The sequence below is a fragment of the Nonomuraea zeae genome (genome assembly GCF_005889725.1).
GTDB classification, from domain to species: domain Bacteria; phylum Actinomycetota; class Actinomycetes; order Streptosporangiales; family Streptosporangiaceae; genus Nonomuraea; species Nonomuraea zeae.
Genome location: NZ_VCKX01000740.1, coordinates 1 through 547, shown reverse-complemented (window position 1 = coordinate 547; position 547 = coordinate 1). Strand labels below are relative to the sequence as shown.

General features: G+C 70.7%; 1 protein-coding gene. It reads right to left on the bottom strand.

From position 1 onward, the window contains the following. Nucleotides 1–66: 66 nt before the first annotated feature. A partial coding sequence (locus ETD85_RS62700; RefSeq protein ID WP_206059670.1) for an alpha/beta hydrolase occupies nt 67–547 on the bottom strand: 481 nt, incomplete at its 5' end.

Below are 547 nucleotides of genomic sequence, written 5' to 3'. Positions count from 1 at the left end.
ATCTGCGTATGGGGCCGGCGGCAGGCTTATCCAGACAGGCTTATCCAGAGGCCGGACAGCGGGCCGTCACGGGGCTGCCACCCCTTGGCAGCCTTGGCTGAGGCGGCCCGCGAGGAAGTACGACACCAGCTCTGCGGCGCAGTCCGATTCCCGGATGGCGGATCCGTGCATGTCGTCTTCGACAGTGAACAGGGTGCCGCCGATGGCCCCGCGCATGCGCGTAGTCCATTCGTAGGGGGAGACGGGTTCGTGGCGGTGGCCGGACAGCACCAGCGACCCCGCGGTGCGGTGAACCCGAGTCTCCTGGACGGGCAGTGGCCAGCCGGCCGGCACGTCGGTGTAGCGGCGGGGGTTGGCGTCATAGGCGTGGCGGAGCTTGACCATGGCGGCCTTCACCTGCTCGGTGGTGGTGCCGAAGCCGTAGGTGTCGTGGCGTCGGGCGATCCAGGCCGCCCTGCACCCGCCCTCAGCCCCTCCGCACCTTCGTACCCCGGGCCATCGAAGATCCTCGGCGCTCGGGGCTGGGGCTCGGCGCTGGGGGCTCGGG